This is a genomic window from Paenibacillus anaericanus (assembly GCF_003994475.1).
GTDB classification, from domain to species: Bacteria; Bacillota; Bacilli; order Paenibacillales; family Paenibacillaceae; genus Fontibacillus; species Fontibacillus anaericanus.
This window is the reverse complement of record NZ_RZNY01000004.1, coordinates 97,970-118,231: the sequence shown is the minus strand read 5'-3', so window position 1 is coordinate 118,231 and position 20,262 is coordinate 97,970. Positions and strand designations below refer to the sequence as shown.

Sequence of the window (20,262 nt, the reverse complement as noted above, 5' to 3'; positions counted from 1 at the left end):
ACTTCCCTCACTCTCTAGCTGTAGCTTTCATCATTATCATAGGCCAAGAACAAGGGAAATAATCGTATTTTTAGTCTAGCACGTTTAAATATTCCCGATCTCGGTTACAAAAAGAGAAGAGTGTTACTTTTGGACAACTACTGAATACAAACTTAGAACCAAGAGGAGGAATTGACTATGCGAGATCAAGACCAATACTCGATGCAGGATCCAACAACACAATTTCCGAAAGCAACAGCAGAATGGAAGCAGAAACAGCCGGAACCAGGACTACAAAAGAAAATGTCCCCCGTACCTGATGCAGGGGAGACAAGCTACAGCGGAACTGGAAGATTAAAGGGACGTAAAGCTGTGGTTACAGGGGCCGACAGTGGAATTGGCCGTGCGACAGCGATTGCTTTTGCACGTGAAGGTGCAGATGTGCTACTGTCATACTTGCCGGAGGAAGAGGCGGATGCTCAAGAGGTGGTCAAATTACTCGAAGAAGAGGGCAGGAAAGTCATAGCCATTCCTGGTGACCTGAAGGACGAGCAATTTTGCGAGCAACTGATTGCGGCTGCGGTGGAAAAACTAGGCGGAATCGATATTCTTGCCAACGTGGCTGGCAAGCAGCAGTTCGTGGAGGAGATTGCAGATCTAACAACCGAACAATTCGATGCCACATTCAAGACCAATGTATATTCTCTATTCTGGCTCTGTAAGGCTGCGGTACAACATATGAAGCCGGGCAGTTCAATCATTAATACTTCTTCAATTCAAGCTTATAAACCATCACCCATTCTATTAGATTATGCTACTACGAAATCGGCAATTAACACCTTTAGTAAAGCCCTCGCACAGCAAGTTGCGAGCAAGGGGATTCGAGTAAACGTTGTGGCACCAGGTCCCGTATGGACACCGCTGCAAGTAGCGGGTGGACAACCAACAGAGAAGTTGGCACACTTCGGTGAGAATACGCCGCTTGGTCGACCAGGACTACCTGTAGAAATGGCTCCGGCTTATGTGTTCTTGGCCAGTCAGGAATCGAGTTATATCAGTGGGGAAACCCTTAATGCTAATGGTGGTACGCCAACGCCTTAAACCGTATCATCATTAAATAAAAAAAGCGTGCGCTGTAATAAGAACTAACCCGTCTGAACAAAGACGGGTTTTTTAGTTGGAGGGATCCTTTGACTGGTTATGACCTTAAGAGTCGCTATATTAGCGGCTTTTTTTGATTTAAGGGTACACGTTGTTGTCCCGCCTTGAATCCTTGGTTGCAAGTTAGAGCAACAAAATCTCTATATTTCTCGTTTATTTCATTGAGGGAAGAAGGAGGAAAATATGTGAAACTAAAATACATTCTACTGCCATGTGTTATGGTAATTGCTTTGACAGGATGTTTTAACGGATCAATTGAAAACAAACCCAGTCAAAAAGAAGTAGTGGAGGAATACACAGAAGGAAATGAACTGACAAGTATGGCCAAAATAACATTGGAAGACTTCAAAATAGCTTTGCAGGCAGAAGGACTTGAATTAATAACCGTTGAAGACGGTTATGATTGGTTGTTGAACAATAATAAACCGAATAACTTTACAGTAGGTAATCCTATCGAAAATATAGACCCAACTAAATTAGAGCAGGTTTCAATTTATGTTTTTGAATCAGAACATGCACGCAAAAAAGGGTTGGAAGATTTTAATAAACAAAGGGAAAAATATGACATGATGATTCCTCGTATTTATGAAGCAGAAAATGTGATGCTATTTTATTGGGCACATGCTGATATGGATAAACCTGCGAAATACGAACCACAATTTCAAAAAGCAATTAAAAAATTGAAGTTAGAATAAAGAGTGCGCACATCACTTATCGATAAGAGCTTGTTAACACAAGCTCTTATTTTTTTGCATCATTGATGTGATGTGGATTACCAAAATAATCTTGACAGGAATAGACGACTTCGTATACATTTGTATACAACTAGATCAATGTATACGTTTGTATACACAATATAGAGGAGGAAAAAATATGCGAGAAGGATTTAAAGGTAAGCACCACGGTCATAGGGAACACAGAGAACACAGAGGTTTAGAGCACATGGATAAACATGGTCACAAAGAGTCTTGCGAACCTCATCCAAAAAGCGCACAAACCTTTCGCCGCGGCAGAGCTACAGCATTCTTGGATAAGCTTAATGTGAATCGTGCTACTTTGCAGCGGCAATTAAATGAGCCTGAGCTAGAATCGATCAAACAAGTCATTAGCGGTGAATTAAAAGCAACTGAAGCGATTATTGAAGAGTTTATCCATATGTTTCAGCTTCATGAGATATCTTCGGAAGATAGAACTTCTAACAATAATAAAAACGATGGAGATGGAATAAAAAATGACAATAACCAATTTAATTAAGACTCGTAGAACGATAAAAATGTTTAAGCCGGATCCGATTGGTGAAAGTGATCTGATGAATTGGCTCGAAGCTGCAAGTTACGCGCCTAATCATCGCATGACCGAACCTTGGGAGCTTCTTTTTCTTGGACCAGATACCAGAGCGAAATTAAATCATAAAACAGACTTTGGTAGCGCCCCTGTAGTTTTTGCCATATTATCCAAACCTGCCGCAACTTCGTTCGAACGTGATGAGAATGTCATGGCTTCTTCATGTTTCGCACAAAATTTCTTATTGGCTGCTCATGAAGCGGGTGTAGGTTCATATTGGGCTTCTTTGGGCGCTTTACCCCATAATCGTGACATTCTTGGTGTGCCGAAAGATTATGATGTTATTGGTATATTTGGAGTGGGATATCCTGCGGAAGTTCCAAATGCCAAACCAAGAACGCCTATTATGTCAAAAATCACTTATCTGTCCTAAACTAAACACCTGTTGGTTGGATTAATTATTTCAGTAAGCAATATAGAATCGAAGGTGAACGAATGTGGAAACTTAAGAGTTTTTTGAAGCCTTACTGGCTATGGTGCTTGCTAGCACCGTTGTTGATGGTGATAGAGGTGTTTATGGATTTAATGCAGCCTACACTAATGGCAAGCATTGTGAACAAGGGCATCATGACGAACGATTTGGCGCATATCGTTACGACTGGACTAACGATGTTGGGCGTGGCATTTATCGGTGTAATCGGAGGGGCAGGTTGCAGCATTTTTTCAAGTATTGCATCCCAGAATTTCGGTAACGATTTGCGGATTCGTCTCTTCGAACATACCCAGTCATTCTCTAATCAAAATTTAGACCGCTTAAAGACGGGATCATTGATTACTCGGCTAACGAATGACGTAGTGCAGCTACAGACATTTGTGCAGATGATTCTACGTATGTTTGTACGTTCACCACTGCTACTAATCGGCAGCCTGGTGATGGCCATCCGGATCAGCCCATCGTTGACCCTCATCCTGCTTATCTCCGTTCCTTTGCTATTTATAATTTTGTATGTACTAATCAAACTCTCATTTCCTTTGTTTGCGAAAATGCAAGTCAAACTGGACGGCGTCAATACAGTACTTCAGGAGAATATTTCTGGAATTCGTGTGATTAAGGCTTTTGTCCGAGCCAGACAAGAGAAGAAGCGGTTTGATGTCGCTAACACGGAATATACCCAAACAGCAATCAAGGCCGTGCGCCTTATGGCGCTAAATCTTCCGCTCATGATGCTGATCCTAAATGCAAGTATTGTTGCCGTGCTTTGGTTCGGAGGACTGCAAAGCTGGAACTACGGGCTTCCGGTTGGTGATTTGATCGCTTTTATCAATTATGTAACCCAACTATTGATGTCGATGTTGATGCTTAGCAATGCGCTTACTTTTGTCTCTCGGGCAAAGGTGTCAGCGGACCGGGTGAACGAAGTGCTTGCCACAACGAGCGAAATTATCGATGCTCCTTCAGCCAAGACCGACGTGATACATAACGGACGTATCAAATTCAATAATGTGTCGTTCTCTTATCACAAAGATGATCAGCACCTCGTTCTGAGAGAGATCAACTTTGTTGCAGAGCCGGGCGAAACGGTTGCGATTCTTGGTGCCACTGGCGCGGGGAAGTCGACGCTCGTCAGCCTTATTCCAAGGCTTTACGAAGTGATGTCTGGTTCGATTATGATCGATGGCACGGATGTTCGAGAAATGGGACTGGAACACTTACGAAGCCGAATAGGGCTTGTCATGCAGCAAACGATTCTGTTCAGTGGAACCATTCGTGACAATATCCGCTATGGACGCCCTGATGCTACCGCGGAGGAAGTTGAACAAGCTGCCATAACCGCTGAGGCTCACAATTTCATCATAGGTCTTCCACAGGGGTACGACACTATATTGGGTCAACGCGGCGTCAATCTGTCCGGTGGCCAGAAGCAGCGTTTATCGATTGCTCGAGCACTGCTGATCCGTCCGATGATCCTTATCATGGACGACAGTACTAGTGCACTGGACGCGGTGACTGAATCGCGGATCAAGCAAATGCTAAAAGTACAGATGCGGAATAGCACAAACATATTGATTACCCAGCGGGTCTCGTCTGTCATAGATGCCAATCGCATCCTCATTTTGGAGAATGGTAGGATCGTAGCCCAAGGTACTCATGAAGAGCTTCTTCTAAGCAGTGATGTCTACCGGGATATCCGGCAGTCTCAACTGAAGGGAGAGGAGGCACCTTATGTCTAGTTTCAATAATCACACGCCATTTTCGGTTCCTGGTCGGCCGGGAGGTTTCGGTGGAGGACCGCAAGGTCCGGGCCCTGGAGCAGGACGCGGCAACATACCGAAGGTACGAGCCAAAAACCGAGGAGCTACGATTAAACGTGTATGGGCATACTTAAACCGTCAGCGAGTAGGGATTATCCTAGTATACATATTTACCGTACTTAATGCGGTTATTTCGTTGATTGGGCCATACCTACTTGGAAAAGCGATCGATACTGCGGTCATTCCTGGGGACTATGCTAGGCTTGTCCAGTTTTGTTTACTCCTTCTCGGTATCTATTTGCTCGGTAGTGTTGTGGCTTGGGTTCAAGCTTATGTCATGACGGCAGTTTCGCAAAATACCGTGTTCGAGCTACGCCGCGACTTGTTCGCGAAGTATCAGCAACTACCCATACAATTCTTTGACACGCATGCCAACGGGGAACTGATGTCCCGAGCAACTAACGATATTGAAAATGTTTCGAACTCTCTGAATCAAAGTGTGACTCAGCTTCTGAACAGCTTGATTACACTCAGCGGTTCACTGGTTATCATGCTTATGCTGAACATACCACTCACTATTGTAGCTATGTTGACAATCCCACTCGTTTTGCTGTCTTCCCGTAAAATATCCGGCTTAAGCCGGGTTTATTTCAAGAAGCAGCAACAGAGTTTAGGCGAGCTTAACGGGTTTATCGAAGAGAAGGTTAGCGGATTAAAGGTAGTCAAGCAGTATCGAATGGAAGAAACAGAAGCTGGGCGGTTCAGCATGATCAGCGGGGAGCTGAACAAGGCTGGGATCAAGGCACAGATTGTTTCCGGAATTGTAGGGCCGGTCATGAACTTGATCAACAACCTTAACTTTGCGCTCATCGCGGGCGTGGGGGGCTTGATGGCCTATCATGATTTAGCTACGGTAGGAGTGATTGTCAGCTTACTCAACTATTCCAAGCAGTTTGGTCGCCCGATCTCTGAGCTTGCTAACCAGTATAATCTCATTCAGTCGGCCATTGCCGGGGCGGAACGGGTGTTTGAAATCATGGATATGCCGTCCGAGTACGGTGATGAAGATGATGGAGAACTGCCAAGGCTATCCGGGAAAGTCGTTTTTCAAAACGTCTCTTTCGGTTACGAGTCCGATTCACTGATCCTAAAGGACGTGACGTTTGAAGCGAAATCGGGTGAGAAGATCGCACTTGTTGGACCAACAGGAGCTGGAAAAACAACGATCATCAACCTTTTGACAAGGTTTTATGAAATCAGTGCAGGTGCCGTGTATATTGATGGTCGGGACATCCGGCAGTTAGACAAAAACGCTCTCCGCAGCCAGCTCGGGATGGTGCTTCAGGATGCGCATGTATTTGCGGGAACTATTCGGGAAAATATTCGCTTCGGACGCCTAGATGCAACCGATCAGGAGGTTGAGGAGGCCGCAAGACTTGCCAATGTCGATGGGTTTATTACGAGACTCCCGCAAGGTTACGAAACTATACTGGGTACAGAAGGTGGAAATCTGAGCCATGGACAGCGCCAGTTGTTAACGATTGCGCGCGCCATTCTAGCCGATCCGGCCATTCTGATTCTGGACGAAGCAACCAGCAGCGTGGATACACGGACGGAAATGCATATTCAGCAAGCTATGACAACCTTGATGAAGGGACGCACTAGCTTTGTGATAGCGCACAGGCTCAGTACGATTCAAGATGCTGATCGTATCCTCGTCATCCAGGACGGCCGAGTTGCGGAACAGGGTAGCCATGAACAACTCTTAGCGCTTCAGGGTGTCTATCACGAGCTTTATAACAGCCAGTTTAAGAGAGCTATCCAGTCAGACGATATATGAGTGAATAATAATAGAAATGACCGGAGTAGCGTTGGCTACATCCGGTCTTGTTTTTAATATAAACCATCTCATTATTCGATTGTAATTTGCACAATCTCGCTGTTCGTACCAATTCGTAACGGCGGACCCCAAGTACCCACACCTGATGTAACGATAACTTGCGGACTATCTTTATCCTTTTGGTAGTATCCATAATCTACAGTAAACATGGCATTTGTGATTAGGTTGGCCGGGAATATTTGACCTTGATGCGTGTGTCCACTCAGTATTAAATCGACTTCATTTCCGTATTCAATCATATTAGCTGGTTGATGATCCATTACGATAACGGGCATGTTTGCATCTATCTTATCAAAGATTTCTGTAATATCCCCCCGTGTTGTTCCTTGATCACCAATGGGGGATGAATCCTTCCTTCCAATTAAGACAAATCTATTATCAATAATTACATGCTCATCATTCAGAAGTTTAATATTACTTTTTTCAATAAAGCTTACTATCTCTTCATAGGAACGACCTGCATCATGATTACCTAAAGAAGCATAAACACCGTAGGTTGACTTCAGTTGATTTAACTCTTCAACTGCTTTAGAGGGGTTCGAGAGCGCATAGTAGTTGCCATTAAATATATCACCAGACATTAGTACGATATCAGGATGTAAACTATTAATGTGATTAACAACTTTTGAGATGAAATCAACATCATTTATGTATCCTAAATGTAAGTCACTTATCAGAACAATATTTAGATTATCTAATGATGTGCTGTTATCAAATTGGACTTTGTAAGATACTTCTTTTAGCTGGGTAGCATTATAACTTCCATATAATACTAACCCTATGACTGTGATAAAAACAAAGGACTTTGTATGGAATGCAATAGATTGTGGAACTGGTGTACGGATAAGCTTTATCTTTCTACCTATAAATAAGATCAAATCCATTATGATCAACAACAATAGCAAGTAGCAGTATAGTCCCATCCAATATTCGCCTAATTGAGCGATCAAACTAACGATACTTGAATTTAACAGAATAGTCGAAGAGGATAGCAATAAATTAAAGATGGTAGTTAAAGCAAAACAGCTATATATAATTCCAAATACGATCCAATTTATCATAGGAAAAATATGCTGTAGCCATTTAAAAACCTTCTTACCAATATAATAGTTAGTAGCTCCATAAATAGCGAACATACACAAAAACACCAAAATCACAGGATACACCGCCTTATAAATCTGCATAATGTGGAGAAAACTCGTTCTGTAGTTGTCCCTTCTAACCTCCCTCTGAACACATTATAGTATAATCATAAGGCAAACAAATAGAAAAAGGCAGAATAGGAGTTAAAGAATATGTGGTTATTATTCGCATTTGGTTCCGCACTCTTTGCAGGGATCACAGCCATTTTAGCGAAAATAGGGATAAAAAATACGGATTCAAATGTAGCAACGGCGATTCGGACCGTTATTATATTAATTTTTTCATGGTTAATGGTATTTGTGGTAGGTTCATTTGATACCATTACAGCAGTGAATACCAAGACACTTATTTTCCTGGTGCTATCGGGCATGGCAACAGGAGGTTCCTGGCTTTGCTACTTCAAAGCTCTTCAATTGGGAGATGTTAATAAGGTAACCCCAATTGATAAGTCTAGTACGGTGCTGACTATGATTTTGGCATTTATCATTCTTGGTGAAGCATTAACAGTGATCAAGGTTTTGGGTATGGTAGCTATCGGAGTTGGTACATATTTGATGATTACGAAGAAAGAAGTCGCGAAGAAGGAAGTAAAGGCAAAGGGATGGATGTTCTATGCAGTCCTATCAGCTGTATTTGCAAGTTTAACTTCTATACTTGGCAAGATTGGTATTGAAGGCGTTGAGTCCAATCTTGGAACAGCGATTCGAACGATAGTAGTCCTTCTTATGGCGTGGATTGTTGTATTTGCAACTAAGAAACAGGGCGAAGTCAAACATATAGATAAGAAGAGTTGGTTATTTATATGTCTTTCTGGAATTACGACAGGACTTTCATGGTTATGCTACTATAAAGCACTCCAAGATGGAGAGGCGAGTATAGTAGTACCGATTGATAAATTGAGTATTTTAGTGACGATTATTTTTTCATATTTGTTCTTACAAGAAAAATTAACAAAGAAATCTTTCATAGGTTTGATTGTAATTGTAGCAGGCACAATAACACTGTTGATTTAAAAATAGTTCTCTATATTCCTTTGCAGGAATATTCCTGTTGTGGTATATTGGTTTAATAAGATATCAACCTACAAACATAGAACGAAGCATGCGTATTATTTCAGCAAGAGAACGGATGATAACCATGAATATTAACGTCATGAGTGCATTGGCAGAGTCTAACCGTATGCAGATAGTTGAGCTTTTACGTGAATGTCCACTCACCGTTGGAGAAATCGCAGAACGTCTGCAACTGCGCCAGCCGCAAGTATCCAAGCATTTACGTGTACTAAGTGAGGCAGGGATCGTGGAGGCCGAAGTAGACGCGAATCGCCGGATCTATAGGCTGCGACCGGATCCTTTTCGAGAGTTGGACGATTGGCTTGAGCGCTATCGTGTTATCTGGGAGAAGCGGTTCGACCGTCTGGATGACTATTTGCAAAAGTTGCAGGACAAGGAAAAACGGAGCTGAACGCTGTATCAGGACTATTTGGACCAAGAAATGAAATCGAGGAGGAATTTAAAGTGACAAATCAAATGATATCCAAGATTGAGGGCAATGTGCTTATTCTAGAGCGTGAATTCAATGCCCCTCGTGAACTTGTTTTTCAAGCCTTCACGAAGGCGGAGCATTTGAAGCAATGGTGGGGGCCGAGAGGTTGGACGCTTCCGGTATGCCATGTTGATTTTCGCGAAGGCGGAGTTTGGCATTATTGCATGAAGTGCGAGGACAAGAACCAGGGTGATTTCTATGGTATGGAATCATGGGGCAAGGCAGCGTACCGTGAAATCGTCGTGCCGGAGAAGATTGTGTATGTGGATTATTTCTCCGATGCGGAGGGCAACGTGGCGGAAGATATGCCGCAAACGCTCGTGACGCTGACTTTCATCGAGACGGATAACGGAACAAGGGTAATTAACCGCGGTGAATATGCGACGGCTGAAGCACTGAAGCAGGTGATGGATATGGGCATGATGCAGGGCATAACAGATACCTGGAACAGATTGGTCGAGCATCTGAAGTCGATCCAAGAGAACAATTAAGGAAATAATTCGCAACCTAATGCTATATCAAAAGGCAGGCCCCGAGAGATCGGCGGCCTGCCTTTATTTATTATTTAGATAATTGCGGCTCAGGTTATTTTTTGCTATACTTTTCGAATTAAATCTAATTGGGGGTGATGTAGATGGCAATTCGGAATTGCACATTTGCTAGGGGGTCCTCATGCAAAGCCTAACCTAGGGCGATACTTTGCGTGAGGTGCGATAAGATGATTTGATCGCCCACACTTAACTTTATCGTTTCTAATAATGGGCTTTGCACCTTATGATCTTTCATAACATATAAGGGGCTGAAGAGCTATGAGTACACCATTTATTAGAAACCATCAATATAACGTTATTAAGAAACAATCGGAATTTCTTCTGAAAACACTAAGAACTGTCGCGGATCGAAGAGTCTTAGAGACCGTAAGATTTCGTGCTGCAACGATCATTACTGAAGCATTTCATTATCTTACAGAGGATCAACAGCAATTGTTGGAACAAATATCGACCTTCGAGACGGCATATGATTTCCAGAGATATCTAGACGCATTAGAACCTTATTTAGAATCATTTCCGCCGATTACGCCGAAACAGATTCAGAAGCTATTTCCTAAGAATAAGAAGTTGAAAGTACCTAATCTAGCATCCATCGACTTTCGATATGTTACGTATCTGAGCTGGGTAGATATTGCTACGAACAAATTATTCATTGTGTATCCGTTCGAAGGACAATTCATTGGCATCGAGGGAAGAATCACACCGACTAACAAGAAAGGGTATTGCCTGTTCTGTAATCGGCAACATGAACTTGCATTCTTCTCGGTTAAGACCAAGCCTGTGAACTCTTCACCGGATGATTATTATGCTGTGGGTCAATACATCTGCATGGAGAATCAAGGATGTAATCAGAGCATTACCGATACAGGATCACTGGAGAAATTCATTCTCTCAGTTCGTAAATAGAGCAATCATTAGGAAAAGGCTGCCATAAAGGTAGCCTTTTTTGGTGCGATATTATATGACAATTGAATTATCATTCTAATCATGAATGGTAGGCCTGATTGCTTAAGATATCTAATTGATATTATCCGCAATATAAGTATAAAATGTTATATATAGTATTTTGTTAGGGTGAAGTCTATGAAATATATAAAAGCTGTACTGAAAAATCCTGAAAGGAAGAGGCTTATGATAACTATTTATGATTGGTTTGGCTATGAATTGCCGATTAAGGAACGTTATCAGTTAATAAAAGAAGCCGGATTTGATGGTGTTTTATTATGGTGGAGTGAAGGCTTTAATCGGAACGATTACCGCAACGGGCCACAAATTGCGCGAGAAAGAGGTCTTTTTATAGAAAATATCCACACGCCAATCCAAAACCAAAACAACCTCTGGCTTGATAATCTGGACGGTGAAGCCTTAACCGACTGCTATTTGCAATGTGTTGCCGATTGCGCCGAATTTGAGATTCCAACAATGGTGGTACACCTACCGGGCGAAGACAATCCATATAACGCATTGGGACTGGATAGGATCAAGAGAATCACTGAAAAAGCTGAACAACTTGGTGTCAATGTTGCGCTGGAGAATTTGCATAATCTCACCAATTTGGCGTATGTGCTGGAGCAAGTGGATTCCCTGCGTGTCGGATTTTGTTATGACTGTGGGCATCACTACCGCTACTATCCAGGCAATGATTTATTATCCATATACGGTTCCCGGTTGATGGCAGTACATTTACATGATAATAACGGAAGTTATGCCCAACACGGGTTACCTTTTGACGGTACGATTGATTGGTCTACAACCATGAAAAAAATTGTGGAAACGGATTATTCAGGCGCGATTGCAATAGAGGCCATGAATTGGGATTATGAGAATTTATCGGCTAAAGAGTTTTTACATAAAGCATTTGAGCGAGCAAAAAGGTTGGAAGCATTAAAGTTCAATATTCCATCTAAGTGACCTAGGCTCAAGACTCTGATTAGAAGAATCGTGATGAACAACTGGATTTATTAGATTAAGACAGAAATGACCCGTAAGAGGGTACTTTTTTCAAAGTTTCCATCTTACGGGTCATAGTTAATATGATCGAATTCGGGCTGTTTATTTGATTGCTACTATTATTCCACTTTTAATTTGACAGTGAATGTCGTACCTTTGTTCGGCTCACTGTTAACCGATATGGCACCACCCACCAGTTCAATGACCCGCAGTGAAAGAGCAAGACCTAGGCCGTTACCGTCCCCGGAGTGGGAAGTATCTCCTTGATAGAATTTATCGAAAATATGCTTCATCGTTTCCTCGTTCATGCCGCAACCAGTATCTGATATCATGACGGTAATCGTATCTTCATCCGAAGTCTGCATTAAGGTGATGGTCCCGCCGGGGGCAGTGAATTTCAGAGCATTGGAGAGGAGATTAAGCCATAAGATCTCCAGCATACTTTCGTCAGCATAAATGATGGCACGATCTTCTAAATCCACCACAAATTCGATATTCTTTTCTTCCCAGGAATTTTCAAAAGTAAGGGCGCAATCGCATAACTGTCTACAAATATCATAGGGCTCTGCAACGTGATTAATCTCCTGATTGTCCAATTTATTAAGTTTAAGGATGTTAATTACTAATGTCGTTAACTTTTGAGAAGCTAATATGATTGTTGTATATTCCTGCTGAAGTTTCGGCGATAACTCCATCTTTTGTAACGCCATTGCGTAGCTATGAATGACGGACAGAGGGGTTTTGATTTCATGGGACACACTGGATATGAAATCATTTTTGAGCGTTTCAATGCTACCCAGTTCCTGAACCATCTTGTTGAAATCCTCGAACATTACGTCCACATAATCCTTCTTGTCAGCCCTATGAATGGGTTCTAAATAGACGGAAAAATCACCTTCTGCTACCTGTTTTGCCGCTTCGCTGAGTTTGCGCATTGGCTTATCAAAGGTTTTGTACTTCTGCCGTGCGGTGACAAGGCAGAAAATGAAGGCAACGATGATCCAATATCCCGCGATCCCGAAGATGTATTGCGACGGAACGTTTTCGATCGGAATATAGGCATCGTAGATCATCGCTTGCCCTGCGGTCAATATCGACAGAATAATAAAGGTCCACAAAAACTCTTTCCATGAAAAATTCTGTGATTTGAGTCGGACTTTCTTATCTTGCTTCTTCCTCATTGCGGCACTGCCTTGTAGCCAAGTCCATGCACCGTCATGATCTTGAAATCCTCACAGCAGGAGAACTTATCTCGAAGTTTGACAATATATACATCTACAGCGCGCAGGCTAGTTTCACTGGCAATGCCCCAAAACTCATCCATAAGCTGGGCACGAGAAAAGGTATGTTTTGGATAGGAAAGCATCTTGTAGAGTATGTTGAATTCTCGTAACGTCACAGGAATTTCCGTACCGTTTACCGTTGCGGTTATATCATCTGCGTTCATCATAAGATTTCCTACCACTAGTTTTTTGTCGTGGGCAATATTTGCTCGCCTGAGCAGGGCACCGACACGCATTACTAACTGGTCCATATGGATAGGTTTAACCATATAGTCGTCAATCCCTGCACGAAATCCTCTTTGTTTCGATGAAATGTCGTCACGGGAGGTAACAAAAAGAATGGGGATAGTCTTGTTAATAGCCCTCACCGTTTCCGCAAATTCAAAGCCGTCAATCTCCGGCATCATGACGTCTGAAATGATAAGGTCATATAGATTGTTATACATCAAATCGTATGCTTCTCGTGGGTTCAAACACCCTTTGGCGTCATATCCGTTATTGCTTAGATAGGTGCACATAATTTGATTGAGCTTTATATCATCCTCCACAACAAGTATATTAACCATAAAAGCGGTAGTGGTGGTTCATGGCTACATGGCTAATGGGCAAAATCAAGTGAATATAACCCGATCATATAGAACGTAAAAGTAGCCGATCATATGACCGGCTACTTTTGTACGAATAACAATCCCTATAATGAAGAATATCAATCTATGTTTGATCTGTTCGCGCTAGTAGTCTAGTAAAAGGGAATCGTTTACTATTGATACAGCCATATACCTGAAACCGTCATTATCGCCGGCAACGCAGCTTCATCCACTGCCACATTGTCATACCAGCCGCCTACGGCAAGGTTGAGCACCAGATAAAAGGGCACGTCAAAGGGCATTATGCCCGGCTGCAGATGACGCTCGGCGAAGCAATGACCATCTACCAGCCACCTTATGGAGTTGGCATCCCATTCCAATGCATAATCATGAAATTCGTTTATTGTTCCGTTTTCAAGTTGGTAGGAGAACTCATCGGTGACTTTATGGTCCCAATCCTTCCCGTAGTGCAGCGTTCCGGATATATGCTGAGGCAGACGCCCTTTAGCTTCCATGATATCGATCTCGCCGGAAGCGGGCCAAGGACCGTATGCCTGTTCCTGAGGGAGTAGCCAGATGGCAGGCCATACGCCGTGTCCTATCGGACACTTTGCACGTACGATTAGCTTACCGTAACAAAAGGAAAGATGGTCCTTAGTGTCCAAACGAGCCGAGGTATAGGCAAAAACCCGCCCGTCCTGTTCGATAGTTTCTCGGCGCGCGCATAGGTTTAAACCAAATTCATCGATATACAGGTTATTAGAATGATCCGTATAAAACTGCTGTTCTCCGTTGCCCCAACCTGGGCATATAGGCTTGCCATTGTTATCAAGTAAGTCATTGCCAAGGCGAATGTTCCATGCGCTCAAATCGGTTTGGCTATTTAAAAAATCCTGCTCCCATAAAAGCTTGTTCATTCTTTGCACACTCCTTTCATTTAATCACAGCATACTTAATTATAGCCCTCGGTCAACCAAATCTAAAAAATTGGGATAAGGTCAAAAATCATGGCCTTTTTTTTATGTGTCCGTTTTCATACGATGAAATGGAAGGGGGCACAGAATATGTTTCAAGACAGAAAAGGAAAAATGAAGACCTTTTTTAATCAATGGCAATTGCAAAGCATGGTCATCCCAGGCATTATCTGGATGCTTATCTTTTGTTATATCCCCATGTTTTGGTTGATCATTGCGTTTATGGACTTCAGCATTGCGAGGCCCATGCTGGAATCACCCTTTGTAGGGCTGAAACACTTTCAGGAATTTTTGGCGGATGACCGTTTTTGGCGTTCAATCCGTAATACCTTGGGGATGAGCAGCATCAAGCTAGTGTTGGGCTTTCCAATTCCAATTTTATTTGCCTTGTTGCTAAATGAAATACGAGGTATTCGATTTAAGCGTACGGTACAAACCATTTCGTACCTACCGCACTTTATTGCCTGGACGATATTTGGCGGCATCATGCTCAACTGGCTGGGTGAGGGCGGTATGATCAACCAACTGTTGATTGCACTTGGACTCCAGGAGCGCCAAATCTTGTTTAATAGCGAACCTAAATACTTTTGGTGGATCACCTATTTCTCCGATACACTGAAAGAAACCGGATGGAGTGCCATCATATACATAGCCGCACTAGCTGGCATTGATCCGGGACTATACGAAGCGGCGGAGCTAGATGGTGCAAACCGCTGGAAGCGTATGTGGCATATCTCGATTCAGAGCATACGCCCTACCATTTCCATTTTGCTTATCCTCGCTGTCAGCGGGATACTCGGCAGTAATTTTGAGCAAATCTTTATGTTGAAGAACAACATGAACCTAAAGATGGCAGAAAGCCTGGATTTGTATATCTATAACATGGGCTTGGTATCTGGGCGTTATTCTTTCTCAACGGCCGTACTGTTTGCCCGCTCAATTGTAGCACTAGCGCTGTTGTTTTTGGCCAATTACACATCCAAAAAACTTACGGACGAGAGTATCTTTTAATAGGGGGAGGGCAGATACATGGAAAGACGCAGAAGGTTTCAACGAATCGGAGTATTTGAGGTCTGCAATACCCTACTGATGCTGGCGGTTTGCTTTGTAACTCTGTACCCGATGTGGTTTGTGTTCATAAACTCGATCAATTCGCCAGCGCAGGCCATGCTGGGTACGGTCAATTGGTTTCCAAAGGAACTATCGCTGGATAGTTATAGTGTTGTGTTTAATGACAAGGCGCTGATGAACGGATTTTACATCACCACGCTACGCACGGTGTTAGGGACAGTGGTGCATGTGTTGTTTACCGCCATTGTGGCTTACGGAATGAGCAAGTCTAATCTGATTGGCCGCAAGCTGTATCTCAAAATTTCCCTGATTACTATGCTGTTCTCAGGCGGGCTGATTCCCTCGTTTATTCTGATGACGAAGCTGGGCCTATACGATAATTTTTGGGTATTCGTCATTCCTGCCATGTATACTTTTTTCAATATGGTTATTTTCATGAGCTTCTTTCGTACCATCCCCGACGGCTTGGAGGAATCTGCGAAAGTAGACGGCGCTTCTGATTATGGCGTCCTGTTCAGAATCGTATTGCCCAACAGCATGGCCGTGATTGCCACCATAGCGCTTTTCTCAGCTGTCTATCATTGGAATGATTATTATCAGGGCGTGATTTACATCCGCTCGCAGGACCTGATACCGATGCAAACGATGCTGTTCAAAATCGTTGCGGAGAACTCCATGTCTTTCATGCAGCAGCAAGCCATGGCACAATTCGGCGCAAAGTTACCCGGTAACTCCATCAAGTTTGCATCCATGATGGTGGCCACACTTCCTATTCTGGTGTTCTATCCCTTTATTCAGCGTTATCTGGTCAAAGGCGTGATGATCGGCGCTATTAAAGGGTAAGTCTACATTTGCTTCTCTAAGCCATCATTATTGAGAACGAATGAGACCTATATACAAAAAATACAGTAATAGCAATGAAAGGATGATTATCTAATGAAGGTCACCCGTAACAAGCAATACATGGCCATAGTTTTGGCAGTAATCCTAACGCTAAGTATGACAGCGTGTAGCAATTCTGGAAAAAATGAAGCGAAGCCGACTTCACAGACTACGAATAGTACAACGCCGCAGGCTGAAGTAACGCTGAGCCCCGATGAACCTGCATGGAAGCAAGATACCAGTCCTGTGGACCTCACTTGGTTTGTTGGTGCAAACTGGTATGGTCAAACTTGGGGGGACAGCGTGAACTCCAAGTATATAACTGAAAAAACAGGCGTCAACATCAAACTTGAAGTACCCTCCGGCGAAGCGAACGAGCAGATTACCCTGATGATGACCTCCGGTAAATTACCGGATTTAATTTCGATGGGATCGTGGGAAACCGCTATCAAAAAGCTATGGGAAGGCGACCATGTGTATGCCTTAAATGAATTAGCAGAACAATATGATCCCTACTTCTTCAAGGTGGCGGGTGACGGTACACTGAAATGGTATCGTCAAGAAAATGGTAATACTTATGGAGTGCCGAATGATTCATTCAGCCCCAATCTGATGCATGAAACTGGCATGACGGCAGCCAACCAAACCTTTTTAGTACGAAAAGATCTATATGAGGATATGGGCAAACCGGACTTAAGCACCCCAGATGGTTTTCTGGGTGCACTGCAATTGCTAAAGGATCAGTATTCTGAATATAAAGGCCAGCCCATCAGCCCCTTCTTTTCAATGGGGAATGTTCCTTACGGGATGACCGAGTACCTGCAAAACCTGCTGGCTGTTCCGTATGAGAAGGATGGCAAGGTATACGACCGCATGACTGATCCTGATTATATCACCTGGCTGAAAACCTTCCGCACTGCTTACGAGCGTGGACTGATCAATGTGGATTTTCTAGTAGATTCTGATACTCAGGTAGAGGAAAAAACGAACAACGCCCGTTATTTTATGCAGATTCGCGAGTGGACGGGCATGACTGCTGTCAATCCTCTGCTGGCTGCAAGTGCAAACCCTGAGTCTTACTATATTGCAGTGGATGGTCCGCAGAACAGCAAGGGTGATACCGCCAAACTGTTCCCCGGTAACATGGACGGCTGGATGGTTACTATGATTAGCAAATCTACCGAAAACCCTGAACGAGCAATCCGCTTCTTGAGCTATCTAGCCAGTGAGGAAGGCCAAAGGGATGTATTCCTTGGCAAGGAAGGCGAAACGTGGGAAATGGTGGATGGTAAGCCGAAGTTGACGGCTGAAGTTAAAGAATTGCTCGATACCGATTTAGCGAAGTTAGAAAAGGACTACGGTATCATGGATACCTACTGGATGATGCGTAATCCTGTAATCGTCAACCAGTGGAGACCGGAGAAAACTCCTGTTATTAAGCAAATGGAGGACTTTGCCAATGCACAGGCCGATATTGACAGCGGCATCTACAAGGGCTTAGATCCACAAGGCGATTCTGAAGTAGCGGTAGCTTGGACGCGTATTTCCCAAAATTGGGAGGAAGTGATGCCTGAACTGATTACCGCCAAGGATGAAGCCGCCTTTGATAAAATCTTTGAGAGTTTTCTTGACCGTCGCTTGGGTTACGGCTTTGACAAGGTGATGGAATACCGCCAGGCCGAGCTGGATGTTCGAAAAGCCAAAATGGCGGAGTAACAATACCCATATTATGATTAATACCGGCCACCAACTTGGTGGCCGGTATTATCAACTTTTCTTACTATCTTGTAACAACGCTATTTACCTACCAGCCGATTTACTATATATGATATATTACAAAGGTAGGGAGGCATTTGAATGAAGTATCTGCTGGCTAAATTAAGGAAGCTTTACCGCAATGCCCGTATATCGCAAAAATTGTTTCTGGCCTTTAGCATAATGATTGTTATCCCAGGTATTTTGGTATCCCTTTTATTTATCCGCATGCAGGAAACCCAGCTATACAAGGACGCTATGGCTACTGGCAGCAGCCATGTCTCACGTCTCAACGAACAGATACGAAGTAGAATGGATATACTTGAAAACGCTTCCTCAACCGCACTGACTCAAAAGGCATTTGTGGATTTTATTCACTCCAACATGCGAGGGGACGGCCTGCGTCTTGTGAAATTTAGGCAAAATCAGTTTGAGCAGATGCACAATATCATCCAAAGTCACGAGATGATAAGTGAGCTCAGCTTTTATGTCGATAACCCGAACCTTTATGAAATCTGGCCCGAGATCTACCATTATGACAAGTTTTGGCCTCAGGAATATTGGGTAACCCTTCGGGATGAAGGCGGTGCAGCATTCCGCTTATTTGCTTTTAAAGATGGTCAACATACGTTATCCTACTACCGTCTGGTACGTCTTCCTGGTCAGCAGCAAAAACTCCCTACCATTATGGAAGTTCGATCACAGCACAGCGTTTTTTTCAGTGAAATGCTCCAGGAGGATAGTGGAGATTTCTTTTCTGTTGTGATGGACGGAACAGATCCTTCCCGATCTGTATACAATCCTCAGCATGTGTTTTCTCAAAATGCGGGGGAAGGGCTAGACGAAATCCTTGGCAATATACATAGACAGCTGGATGTGCTGCACCAGAATAAACCTATTAAGGTCCATGTAGGAGATCAAACCTACTACGCGCTATACCGTTATATCGTCCCGCTGAATGCTTATGTGGTGGATATTGCCTCTCATCAGGCGTTGATGAAGGGCCCGCGAAGCTGGTATGTACTTGTGGTAGCAATTACATTATTCGTGCTGCTGCTGATCATGCTGCTCGTATCACACACCACTCAGCGCATTTTCCGCCGGTTAGATAGTGTGTTATCTTCTATGCGCCAGGTACGGAAAGGCCAACTGGATGCGAAGATTGTTACCGACTTAGATGACAACGAAACCGGAGATGAAATCGACGAGGTGGCCGTCAACTACAACAAAATGCTGGACGAAATCAAACGACTGATGACGCAGGTGGTGGATAAGCAGTTGATTGCCAAAAACGCACAGCTGCACTCACTACATTCGCAGATCAATTCACACTTTTTGTATAATGCACTGGAATCCATTCGTATGCAAGCGGAGGTTCAGCATCAGCCCGCTATTGCCGGTGCGTTGGTGTCGTTAGGCTCGCAGCTTCGCTATAGCATGCAGTGGCGTAGCGATACCGTTGCCCTCAGTGAGGAGCTTGCCAATATACAAAGCTATATTCAATTCATCAACTTTATGGAAAGCGGCAGCATTGTATTGAAGGCGGATCTTCCCCCGGAGGTGCTTAGCTATACCATTCCTAAAATGTGCTTGCAGCCCATCGTTGAAAATTCCGTTCATCACGCGTCGCCTTCAGGTGGCAGTGTACGTATCCAAATTACCGTAAGGGTGGAGGATGACAGCTTGCTACTGATCGAGATATTTGATGACGGCGCGGGTGTCGACCCGGAATTGCTGGCCAGTTTGCAGGCTGTACTGCGAGGCGAATCAGATACACCGATCGTAGCTAGCAAGAACGGACTAGGCTTGGAAAACGTACATAAACGCCTGCAACTTCATTATGGTAAAGGCTGCGGTCTTTGGATTGACAGTGTGCAGGGATCCTATACCTGTGTAACCTTACGGTTGCCTTGGGAAAATGTGAATCTTGGAGGATGGTAGGAC

Annotated in this window: 19 protein-coding genes; 15 read left to right on the top strand and 4 right to left on the bottom strand. The window is 43.5% G+C overall.

What is annotated here, in order from left to right:
• Positions 1-177: 177 nt before the first annotated feature.
• From EJP82_RS06800 to EJP82_RS06775, 6 genes are all read left to right on the top strand, one after another.
• Positions 178-1,080, top strand: a complete 903-nt coding sequence (locus EJP82_RS06800) for an SDR family oxidoreductase (RefSeq protein WP_127191291.1) — start codon at positions 178-180, stop codon at positions 1,078-1,080.
• 245 nt (positions 1,081-1,325) lie between these two features.
• Positions 1,326-1,835 carry a hypothetical protein gene (locus EJP82_RS06795; protein WP_127191290.1) on the top strand — a complete coding sequence of 170 codons (510 nt, stop codon included), beginning with the start codon at positions 1,326-1,328 and terminating at the stop codon, positions 1,833-1,835.
• Between the two features lie 178 nt (positions 1,836-2,013).
• On the top strand, positions 2,014-2,394 hold the full coding sequence (locus EJP82_RS06790; RefSeq protein ID WP_127191289.1) for a hypothetical protein: 381 nt from the start codon (positions 2,014-2,016) through the stop codon (positions 2,392-2,394).
• Complete coding sequence (locus EJP82_RS06785) at positions 2,372-2,857, top strand: nitroreductase family protein (protein ID WP_127191288.1); 486 nt, start codon at positions 2,372-2,374, stop codon at positions 2,855-2,857. The genes EJP82_RS06790 and EJP82_RS06785 overlap by 23 nt, the downstream gene beginning before the upstream one ends.
• Before the next feature lie 62 nt (positions 2,858-2,919).
• Positions 2,920-4,656 (top strand): ABC transporter ATP-binding protein, encoded by a 1,737-nt coding sequence (locus tag EJP82_RS06780; RefSeq protein ID WP_127191287.1) that lies wholly within the window; start codon positions 2,920-2,922, stop codon positions 4,654-4,656.
• Entirely contained in the window at positions 4,649-6,517 is a 1,869-nt protein-coding gene (locus EJP82_RS06775; protein WP_127191286.1) for an ABC transporter ATP-binding protein, read from the top strand. The genes EJP82_RS06780 and EJP82_RS06775 overlap by 8 nt, the downstream gene beginning before the upstream one ends.
• A gap of 71 nt (positions 6,518-6,588) precedes the next feature.
• Here EJP82_RS06775 and EJP82_RS06770 read toward each other — a convergent pair whose 3' ends face one another.
• On the bottom strand, positions 6,589-7,734 hold the full coding sequence (locus tag EJP82_RS06770; RefSeq protein ID WP_211350052.1) for a metallophosphoesterase: 1,146 nt from the start codon (positions 7,732-7,734) through the stop codon (positions 6,589-6,591).
• A gap of 138 nt (positions 7,735-7,872) precedes the next feature.
• Between EJP82_RS06770 and EJP82_RS06765 the strand changes: the two genes are divergently transcribed.
• The 5 genes from EJP82_RS06765 (at position 7,873) to EJP82_RS06745 (ending at position 11,727) form a co-directional block, all read left to right on the top strand.
• Positions 7,873-8,733 (top strand): EamA family transporter, encoded by an 861-nt coding sequence (locus tag EJP82_RS06765; RefSeq protein ID WP_127191284.1) that lies wholly within the window; start codon positions 7,873-7,875, stop codon positions 8,731-8,733.
• Positions 8,734-8,857: 124 nt separating this feature from the next.
• Positions 8,858-9,184 carry an ArsR/SmtB family transcription factor gene (locus EJP82_RS06760; protein ID WP_127191283.1) on the top strand — a complete coding sequence of 109 codons (327 nt, stop codon included), beginning with the start codon at positions 8,858-8,860 and terminating at the stop codon, positions 9,182-9,184.
• A 65-nt stretch (positions 9,185-9,249) separates the two neighbouring features.
• Complete coding sequence (locus EJP82_RS06755; protein ID WP_170220150.1) at positions 9,250-9,756, top strand: SRPBCC domain-containing protein; 507 nt, start codon at positions 9,250-9,252, stop codon at positions 9,754-9,756.
• Between the two features lie 318 nt (positions 9,757-10,074).
• Positions 10,075-10,722: a FusB/FusC family EF-G-binding protein gene (locus EJP82_RS06750; protein ID WP_127191281.1), complete on the top strand. Its 648-nt coding sequence runs from the start codon at positions 10,075-10,077 to the stop codon at positions 10,720-10,722.
• A 177-nt stretch (positions 10,723-10,899) separates the two neighbouring features.
• Positions 10,900-11,727, top strand: a complete 828-nt coding sequence (locus EJP82_RS06745; protein WP_211350051.1) for a sugar phosphate isomerase/epimerase family protein — start codon at positions 10,900-10,902, stop codon at positions 11,725-11,727.
• 158 nt (positions 11,728-11,885) lie between these two features.
• On the opposite strand, the gene EJP82_RS06740 is transcribed toward EJP82_RS06745, so the two are convergent.
• The 3 genes from EJP82_RS06740 to EJP82_RS06730 form a co-directional block, all read right to left on the bottom strand.
• A complete protein-coding gene (locus EJP82_RS06740) occupies positions 11,886-12,947 on the bottom strand; it encodes a HAMP domain-containing sensor histidine kinase (protein WP_127191280.1) in 1,062 nt (353 codons plus the stop codon).
• Entirely contained in the window at positions 12,944-13,615 is a 672-nt protein-coding gene (locus tag EJP82_RS06735) for a response regulator transcription factor (RefSeq protein ID WP_127191279.1), read from the bottom strand. The genes EJP82_RS06740 and EJP82_RS06735 overlap by 4 nt, the downstream gene beginning before the upstream one ends.
• Before the next feature lie 194 nt (positions 13,616-13,809).
• Positions 13,810-14,553, bottom strand: a complete 744-nt coding sequence (locus EJP82_RS06730) for a glycoside hydrolase family 16 protein (RefSeq protein WP_127191278.1) — start codon at positions 14,551-14,553, stop codon at positions 13,810-13,812.
• Between the two features lie 147 nt (positions 14,554-14,700).
• Between EJP82_RS06730 and EJP82_RS06725 the strand changes: the two genes are divergently transcribed.
• The 4 genes from EJP82_RS06725 to EJP82_RS06710 all read left to right on the top strand — a co-directional run bounded on the left by EJP82_RS06725 (position 14,701) and on the right by EJP82_RS06710 (position 20,259).
• Positions 14,701-15,621, top strand: coding sequence for an ABC transporter permease (locus EJP82_RS06725; protein ID WP_127191277.1), 921 nt, complete (start codon positions 14,701-14,703; stop codon positions 15,619-15,621).
• An 18-nt stretch (positions 15,622-15,639) separates the two neighbouring features.
• Positions 15,640-16,524 carry a carbohydrate ABC transporter permease gene (locus EJP82_RS06720; RefSeq protein ID WP_127191276.1) on the top strand — a complete coding sequence of 295 codons (885 nt, stop codon included), beginning with the start codon at positions 15,640-15,642 and terminating at the stop codon, positions 16,522-16,524.
• A gap of 93 nt (positions 16,525-16,617) precedes the next feature.
• Positions 16,618-18,279, top strand: coding sequence for an extracellular solute-binding protein (locus tag EJP82_RS06715; protein ID WP_127191275.1), 1,662 nt, complete (start codon positions 16,618-16,620; stop codon positions 18,277-18,279).
• A 141-nt stretch (positions 18,280-18,420) separates the two neighbouring features.
• Positions 18,421-20,259, top strand: a complete 1,839-nt coding sequence (locus EJP82_RS06710; protein ID WP_127191274.1) for a sensor histidine kinase — start codon at positions 18,421-18,423, stop codon at positions 20,257-20,259.
• The last annotated feature ends 3 nt before the right edge of the window (positions 20,260-20,262 follow it).

Excerpts from the sequence above, each read along its gene's own strand:
- EJP82_RS06800 (WP_127191291.1), top strand. The coding sequence starts at position 178 with ATGCGAGATCAAGACCAATACTCGATGCAGGATCCAACAACACAATTT.
- EJP82_RS06790 (WP_127191289.1), top strand. The coding sequence starts at position 2,014 with ATGCGAGAAGGATTTAAAGGTAAGCACCACGGTCATAGGGAACACAGA.
- EJP82_RS06785 (WP_127191288.1), top strand. The coding sequence starts at position 2,372 with ATGACAATAACCAATTTAATTAAGACTCGTAGAACGATAAAAATGTTT.
- EJP82_RS06780 (WP_127191287.1), top strand. The coding sequence starts at position 2,920 with ATGTGGAAACTTAAGAGTTTTTTGAAGCCTTACTGGCTATGGTGCTTG.
- EJP82_RS06775 (WP_127191286.1), top strand. The coding sequence starts at position 4,649 with ATGTCTAGTTTCAATAATCACACGCCATTTTCGGTTCCTGGTCGGCCG.
- EJP82_RS06765 (WP_127191284.1), top strand. The coding sequence starts at position 7,873 with ATGTGGTTATTATTCGCATTTGGTTCCGCACTCTTTGCAGGGATCACA.
- EJP82_RS06760 (WP_127191283.1), top strand. The coding sequence starts at position 8,858 with ATGAATATTAACGTCATGAGTGCATTGGCAGAGTCTAACCGTATGCAG.
- EJP82_RS06755 (WP_170220150.1), top strand. The coding sequence starts at position 9,250 with ATGATATCCAAGATTGAGGGCAATGTGCTTATTCTAGAGCGTGAATTC.
- EJP82_RS06750 (WP_127191281.1), top strand. The coding sequence starts at position 10,075 with ATGAGTACACCATTTATTAGAAACCATCAATATAACGTTATTAAGAAA.
- EJP82_RS06745 (WP_211350051.1), top strand. The coding sequence starts at position 10,900 with ATGAAATATATAAAAGCTGTACTGAAAAATCCTGAAAGGAAGAGGCTT.
- EJP82_RS06740 (WP_127191280.1), bottom strand. The coding sequence starts at position 12,947 with ATGAGGAAGAAGCAAGATAAGAAAGTCCGACTCAAATCACAGAATTTT.
- EJP82_RS06735 (WP_127191279.1), bottom strand. The coding sequence starts at position 13,615 with ATGGTTAATATACTTGTTGTGGAGGATGATATAAAGCTCAATCAAATT.
- EJP82_RS06730 (WP_127191278.1), bottom strand. The coding sequence starts at position 14,553 with ATGAACAAGCTTTTATGGGAGCAGGATTTTTTAAATAGCCAAACCGAT.
- EJP82_RS06725 (WP_127191277.1), top strand. The coding sequence starts at position 14,701 with ATGTTTCAAGACAGAAAAGGAAAAATGAAGACCTTTTTTAATCAATGG.
- EJP82_RS06720 (WP_127191276.1), top strand. The coding sequence starts at position 15,640 with ATGGAAAGACGCAGAAGGTTTCAACGAATCGGAGTATTTGAGGTCTGC.
- EJP82_RS06715 (WP_127191275.1), top strand. The coding sequence starts at position 16,618 with ATGAAGGTCACCCGTAACAAGCAATACATGGCCATAGTTTTGGCAGTA.
- EJP82_RS06710 (WP_127191274.1), top strand. The coding sequence starts at position 18,421 with ATGAAGTATCTGCTGGCTAAATTAAGGAAGCTTTACCGCAATGCCCGT.